The following is a 6,848-nucleotide window of genomic DNA, read 5'->3' on the forward strand; positions in this document are numbered from 1 at the left end:
TAGGTTCTCTATAATGTCTGACTATTGCTTGATAAGAAAAAACTATAGCTGTTTTAGGAATAAAGTATGTTATGATAAAAAGGATTAATTATTTTGGAGGATATATGGACAACCATAATTTTGAAAACGAAGGAAAACTGCAGCGCAAGATGACCAGTCGCCATCTTTTTATGCTTTCTCTTGGCGGTGTTATTGGGACAGGTCTATTTATGACATCTGGACAGACAGTCAAGGTTGCTGGGCCTTTTGGCTCAGTGCTTGCTTATTTGGCTGGTTCTATTATTGTTTATCTGGTGATGCTCTCACTAGGAGAGCTGGCAGTTGCTATGCCGGTAACGGGTTCTTTTCATACTTATGCAACCAAATTTATCAGCCCAGGCAGCGGTTTTGCAGTTGCTTGGCTCTACTGGCTTTGCTGGACTTTTGCTCTTGGCTCAGAATTTTTGGGAGCAGGCATCATCATGCATGATAATTGGTTTCCCAATATTCCTTCTTGGGTCTTTGCTCTAGTTTTTGCTCTTATCGTTTTTGCGATTAATGCTCTTAGTACTAGAAGTTTTGCAGAAGCAGAATCTTTTTTCTCAGGTATTAAGGTTATGGCAATCATCATTTTTATTATCCTAGGTCTTGGAGCAATGTTTGGCTTGGTAACTTACAATGGTGAAAATCGTTTGATTTTATTTGAGAATTACACTAAAAATGGCCTTTGGCCAAAAAATTTACCCACTTTTCTGTCCGTCATGCTGGCTGTTAACTATGCCTTTTCGGGCACCGAGTTGATTGGTATTGCAGCTGGTGAGACCGAAAATCCAAAGGAAACAGTACCAGCTGCGATTAAGACAACTATTGGACGTTTGGTTCTTTTCTTTATTGTAACTATTATTGTTTTGGCAGCTTTGCTGCCGATGAATGAAGCAGGTGTCAATGCCTCTTTTGCAGCTGTTTTTAGCCAGATGGGGATTCCTTATGCTGGTGATATTATGAATATCGTCGTCCTGATTGCCATTTTATCAGCTGGAAATTCGGGTTTGTATGCCTCTAGCCGTATGCTGTGGTCTTTAGCTAACGAAGGAATGATTAGTAAAAAAGTTGTGAAGGTCAATAAACACGGTGTCCCTATGCGAGCTTTGGTCATTTCAATGGTAGGAGCTCTTCTGTGTTTATTGGCTTCACGATATGAAGATTCATTTGTTTTTCTGGCTTTGACATCAGTGGCTAGTTTTGCTGTCGGGGCTGTCTGGCTTTCAATTCCTTTGGCGCAGATTAGTTTCCGTAAAAAGTGGAGAAAGACGCATACAGATGATGAATTGGATTACAAAACACCTTTTACCCCAGTTTTGCCTTGGATTACGGTGTGTCTGCTTTTGATTTCCATTTTTGGCGGTATTTTTGATTCAGCTATGAGAGTTGGAATTTATTTTGGCCTGCCATTTACTTTGCTGTGTTATCTCTATCATTATATTAAATTTAAGAAATTCTAGGAGGTTTTTATGAAAAGCTTTAAAGAATTACTAAATAGCCAGGATGTGATTATTCTGCACGGTGCATTGGGAACTGAGATGGAAGCCTTGGGTTACGATATTTCAGGAAAGCTTTGGTCGGCTAACTATCTGCTCAAACAACCTGAAGTTATTCAAAAAATTCACGAGACTTATGTAGCGGCAGGCTCAGATCTTATCACAACCTCCTCTTATCAGGCAACTATCCCAGGTCTTTTGGAAGCTGGTCTTTCAGAGGAAGAAGCAGAGCAGATTATTCGCTTAACCGTCAGACTAGCTAAAGATGCCCGAGCAAAGGTCTGGTCAGATTTAGCTGACGCAGAGAAAAATAAACGCCCTTATCCGCTGATTTCTGGAGATGTAGGACCTTATGCTGCCTATTTAGCTAATGGTTCAGAATATACTGGGGATTATGGTCAAGTCAGCTTGCAGGAGTTAAAGGAATTTCATCGTCCCCGCATTCAGCTTCTCTTAGATGAAGGTGTTGACCTATTAGCTATGGAAACCATTCCCAATGCAGCTGAGGCTAAGGTATTACGGGATTTGCTGGCAGAAGAATTTCCACAAGCACAGGCATATATGAGTTTCACCATTCAAACAGATATGGCTATCAGTGATGGCACACCTTTGTCTGAAATTGCGGAGCTTATCAGTTCTTCTGAGCAGGTGTTGGCAGTAGGAATTAACTGCAGTTCTCCTTTGCTTTATGATAAGGCTCTGCCCTTGCTTCAAAAGTCAAAAAAACCATTAGTCACCTATCCTAATTCAGGCGAGGTCTACGATGGGGCAACACAAACTTGGCGACCCAAGGATAAAGATGCCCTGACACTGGTAGAGCATAGTAAGAAGTGGCATGCTGCCAACAATGCTAAGATTTTAGGAGGCTGCTGTCGTACACGTCCCAATGACATTAAGGCGCTTTATTCGGAATTTAGAGGGTAAAACATTAGGAACAACGTTCCTGATGTTTTTATTTGTCCTGATTTTACAAATTGGTCTTGTTGCTGTACAATTAGAGTAACATAAGATTAGAGGAGGATTAGGTATGGCTTTTGTAAGAGAAGTGATTCCAGAAGAGTACTGGGATATGCTAAAGGAGTTGGGAGTGTTTAGTGACAGGCTTCGTCGAAAAGCGTGGGTAGCGGATAAGGACAGAGGGATTTACCTATGGGTTAGTCGGGGAGCGGATAGAGAAGACCGAACGACCGATTATATTCTGATTTGGCAGAATCAAGTTATAGATATTAATACAGAGTCAACGGCTAGTATTCAATTCCCTGAGTGGGATGATACTCATGAACACCTTCAAAAGGGTCTAATCAAGGAAGGCATTAACTATATAAAAATTCCTCAGGCTTTGGCCAGTTGTGGGAAGGAACTGATCCAAATTATCCGAGAAGCTTTTCAGAATTCAGATTATCGTTATGACATTGAGTTGACCTATATTGCCACACCAGAAGTTAGGGAGTAGGCTATGAGTAAAAGTACACAAGATATCATTGATTGGATAAGCCAGTATGATGCTCCTATAGAGACCACAAAAGATTTAGAGACATTTGCATCTGCTCTGAACGAGCTGCTCAGATAGCAACAACCCTGTTGGATTTCCAGCGTTTTTTTATTTGTCCTGATTTTACAAATTGGTCTCATTGCTGTAAAATTAGAGTAACATAAGATTAGAGGAGGATTAGGCATGGCTTTTGTGAGAGAAGTGATTCCGGAAGAGTACTGGGGTATGCTGAAGGAGTTGGGAGTGTTTAGTGATAGGCTTCGTCGAAAATTATGGATTGCGGATAAGGACAGAGGGATTTACCTGTGGGTTAGTCGGGGAGCAGACAGAGAAGATCGCACGACTGATTATATTCTGATTTGGCAAGGACAGATTATTGATATTAATTCAATGCCAATTGAATATTCTAAACAACCCACTTGGAATGAGAACCATACAGAAGTGTTAAAAGGGTTGATTAAGGATTATGTTAATTATATAAAAATTCCTACCTTTTTAGTTGGTCAAGAAGAAGAATTAATCCAAATTATCAAAGAAGTTTTTCAGAATCTTGATTACCATTATGATATTATTTTAGAACGAATTCCAAAACCAGAAGTTAGGGAGGACAAGTGATGGCAGCCAGCTCAGATAGCAGCCACTATGTTGGATTTCCAGCGTTTTTTTATTTACCCTGATTTTACAAATCGGTCTCATTGCTGTACAATTAGAGTAACATAAGATTAGAGGAGGATTAGGTATGGCTTTTGTAAGAGAAGTGATTCCGGAAGAGTATTGGGGTATGCTAAAAGAATTGGGAGTGTTTAGTGACAGGCTTCGTCGAAAATTATGGATTGCGGACAAGGACAGAGGGATTTATATGTGGACCAGTCGTTTTGCGGATAGAGAGGATCGAACGACCGATCTTATTCTGATTTGGCAAAATCAGGTGATATATCTTAATGTAACGACTGTTAGGACTAAAGATCCTGTATGGAATGAAGAGACGCGTCAATTGTTAGAAAAAGGGGTTGATGAGGAGGCTATTAATGAAATTCGCTTACCCAAAGTATTAGCTAATCAAGAGAAAGAACTCTTTCAAGTTATAGGAGAAGCTTTCCGTGCGGAAGACGAACACTTTTATGTTAAGTTTAGGAAACTTGCTCAACCTATTTATATTTAAGGAGGGAGTATAATGGTACAAACGAAACAAGATATCATTGATTGGATAAGCCAGTATGATGCTCCTATAGAGACCACAAAAGATTTAGAGACATTTGCATCTGCTCTAAACGAGCTGCTCAGATAGCAGCAACCCTGTTGGATTTCCAGCGTTTTTTTATTTGTCCTGATTTTACAAATTGTCCTCATTGCTGTACAATTAGAGTAATATAAGATTTAGAGGAGGATTAGGTATGGTCTTTGTAAGAGAAGCAATTCCAGAAGAGTATTGGGGTATGCTAAAAGAATTGGGAGTGTTTAGTGACAGGCTTCGTCGAAAATTATGGATTGCGGACAAGGACAGAGGGATTTATATGTGGACCAGTCGTTTTGCAGACAGAGAAGACCGAACGTCCGATTCTATCCTAATCTGGCAAAATGCAGTTGTATACATTAATACGATAACGGTTGCTTTTGTTGAAGAGCCGGTTTGGGTGGACGACAGTCATCCCCATCTTCAAAGAGGACTGGTGAAAGAGAGGATCAATAAGATAAGCATTCCCCAATCTTTGGCCAGTCAGGGTAAGGCTCTGATTGAGGTCATCCGAGAGGCCTTTCATCATTCTGGCTCTCACTACGATATAGAGCTGACTCATATTGCCACACCAGAAGTTAGGGAGGATAAGTGATGGCAGCCAGCTCAGATAGCAGCAACCCTGTTGGATTTCCAGCGTTTTTTTATTTGTCCTGATTTTACAAATCGGTCTCATTGCTGTACAATTAGAGTAATATAAGATTTAGAGGAGGGTTAGGCATGGTCTTTGTAAGAGAAGTGATTCCGGAAGAGTACTGGGATATGCTAAAAGAGTTGGGACTTTATAATGAGTACACCTATTTGGATATCTGGGTAGCAGATAAGGACAGAGGGATTTACCTGTGGGTTAGTCGGGGAGCGGATAGAGAAGATCGCACGACCGATTATATTCTGATTTGGCAAAACCAGGTGATTAATATTAATGCGAGAACTATTGATAATGTTGCCCATCGTCCAATTTGGAACGAAGATACTACTCAATTGTTGCAGCGCGGAATTGTTGAAAAAGACATTAATCACATTAAGATACCAGCTTCTTTAGCTAATCAAAAAACTGAGGTGGTTGAAATTATTAAGGAAGTTTTTCATCATGCTGAAAAAGAACTAGATATAGAGTTCAAGGATATTGCCACACCAGAAGTTAGGGAGTAGGTTATGGGTAAAAGTACACAAGATATCATTGATTGGATAAGAGACTATGATCAGCCGCTAGATAGCGATGCCAATAAAGCGAGGTTCGCATCGGAGCTGAACGAGCTGCTCAGATAGCAGCAAGCATGTTGGAATTCCAGCGTTTTTTTATTTGTCCTGATTTTACAAATTGGTCTCATTGCTGTACAATTAGAGTAACATAAGATTAGAGGAGGATTAGGTATGGCTTTTGTAAGAGAAGCAATTCCAGAAGAGTATTGGGGTATGCTAAAGGAGTTGGGAGTGTTTAGTGACAGGCTTCGTCGAAAATTATGGATTGCGGATAAGGACAGAGGGATCTATATGTGGACCAGTCGTTTTGCAGACAGAGATGATCGAACGTCCGATCATATTCTGATTTGGCAAAATCAGGTGATTAATATTAATACGAGAACTATTGATAATGTTTCTCATCGTCCAATTTGGAACGAAGATACTACTCAACTGTTACAACGTGGAATCATTTTGGAAGATATTAATTATATAAAAATTCCAGCTTCTTTAGCTAATCAAAAAACGGAGGTAGTTGAAGTTATTAAAGAAGTTTTTCATCATGAGGGTAAAGAATTGGATACCCAATTTAGGCATATTGCCACACCAGAAGTTAGGGAGTAGGCTATGAGTAAAAGTACACAAGATATCATTGATTGGATAAGAGACTATGATCAGCCGCTAGATAGCGATGCCAATAAAGCGAGGTTCGCATCTGAGCTAAACGAACAGATTAGCCAGATGGACTTTCGGGCAGCTAATGGCGGAGCAGCTGTTGCTTACTCCGGCTGGCTGGGTAATGACAATGAGGTCATGTCTCAGCTCTTCCTGACCGCCAAGGAACTCTCTGAAAACAGTCAGGGACAGTACAGTTTCATCAATGATGGGGCGGAGAATATCCTCAACAATAGTAATTTTAGAGATGAATTGGAATTTAAGCTGGGAAATAGAAATACTGTAGAACAGTTGATGAGTGGTGACTACTCAGGTGATGTTCGAGAGCGTACTAGCTTTGGGAATAATCTATCTCTGAATGATTTCGTGTCAGAAAACTATATGCGCGCTAATGCCAGAGGCGATGTCTTGGTTCTGATGGGAACAGATGTGACCCGAGATAATGTTCTGGCTCAGACAGAGCTGCCGCTCTTGATTCGTGACCATCCCGAAGTGACGGCTATCAATGGCATTCCTATAGACGATCTCAGGCAAATGACAGATGCTCAAGCCTTTGATGCTGTCCATGATGCTTCTCTGAAAATTCAGGCAGAAGGCAAACTGTACCGAGGGGAACGTCCGTTTCCAACGGCTGATTCTCCGGAGAAGACGGTTGAAATCCTAGATCTTAGTGAGACTGAGTATGGTAAGGGAGTTACCCCTCCTGAGGATCTGAAAGAACAGGACGAGACCATGCGCGACCGCATTA

The 6,848-nt window shown here is 40.7% G+C and carries 9 protein-coding genes; all 9 read left to right on the forward strand.

Annotated elements, in window-relative coordinates:
* The first annotated feature begins 104 nt into the window (after positions 1 to 104).
* Entirely contained in the window at positions 105 to 1,481 is a 1,377-nt protein-coding gene (locus ACVRZ8_RS06260) for an amino acid permease (protein ID WP_447448457.1), read from the forward strand.
* Positions 1,482 to 1,490: 9 nt separating this feature from the next.
* On the forward strand, positions 1,491 to 2,441 hold the full coding sequence (mmuM, locus tag ACVRZ8_RS06265; protein ID WP_447448458.1) for a homocysteine S-methyltransferase: 951 nt from the start codon (positions 1,491 to 1,493) through the stop codon (positions 2,439 to 2,441).
* Between the two features lie 103 nt (positions 2,442 to 2,544).
* Positions 2,545 to 2,970: a hypothetical protein gene (locus tag ACVRZ8_RS06270; RefSeq protein WP_447448459.1), complete on the forward strand. Its 426-nt coding sequence runs from the start codon at positions 2,545 to 2,547 to the stop codon at positions 2,968 to 2,970.
* A gap of 222 nt (positions 2,971 to 3,192) precedes the next feature.
* Positions 3,193 to 3,624, forward strand: a complete 432-nt coding sequence (locus ACVRZ8_RS06275) for a hypothetical protein (RefSeq protein ID WP_447448460.1) — start codon at positions 3,193 to 3,195, stop codon at positions 3,622 to 3,624.
* Positions 3,625 to 3,748: 124 nt separating this feature from the next.
* A complete protein-coding gene (locus tag ACVRZ8_RS06280; protein WP_447448462.1) occupies positions 3,749 to 4,171 on the forward strand; it encodes a hypothetical protein in 423 nt (140 codons plus the stop codon).
* Between the two features lie 232 nt (positions 4,172 to 4,403).
* Entirely contained in the window at positions 4,404 to 4,838 is a 435-nt protein-coding gene (locus ACVRZ8_RS06285; protein WP_447448463.1) for a hypothetical protein, read from the forward strand.
* A gap of 125 nt (positions 4,839 to 4,963) precedes the next feature.
* Positions 4,964 to 5,395, forward strand: coding sequence for a hypothetical protein (locus ACVRZ8_RS06290; RefSeq protein WP_447448464.1), 432 nt, complete (start codon positions 4,964 to 4,966; stop codon positions 5,393 to 5,395).
* Between the two features lie 222 nt (positions 5,396 to 5,617).
* Entirely contained in the window at positions 5,618 to 6,049 is a 432-nt protein-coding gene (locus ACVRZ8_RS06295) for a hypothetical protein (RefSeq protein WP_447448465.1), read from the forward strand.
* Positions 6,050 to 6,052: 3 nt separating this feature from the next.
* A partial coding sequence (locus tag ACVRZ8_RS06300) for a hypothetical protein (RefSeq protein ID WP_447448467.1) occupies positions 6,053 to 6,848 on the forward strand: 796 nt, incomplete at its 3' end.

This window comes from Streptococcus dentiloxodontae, from assembly GCF_053206925.1.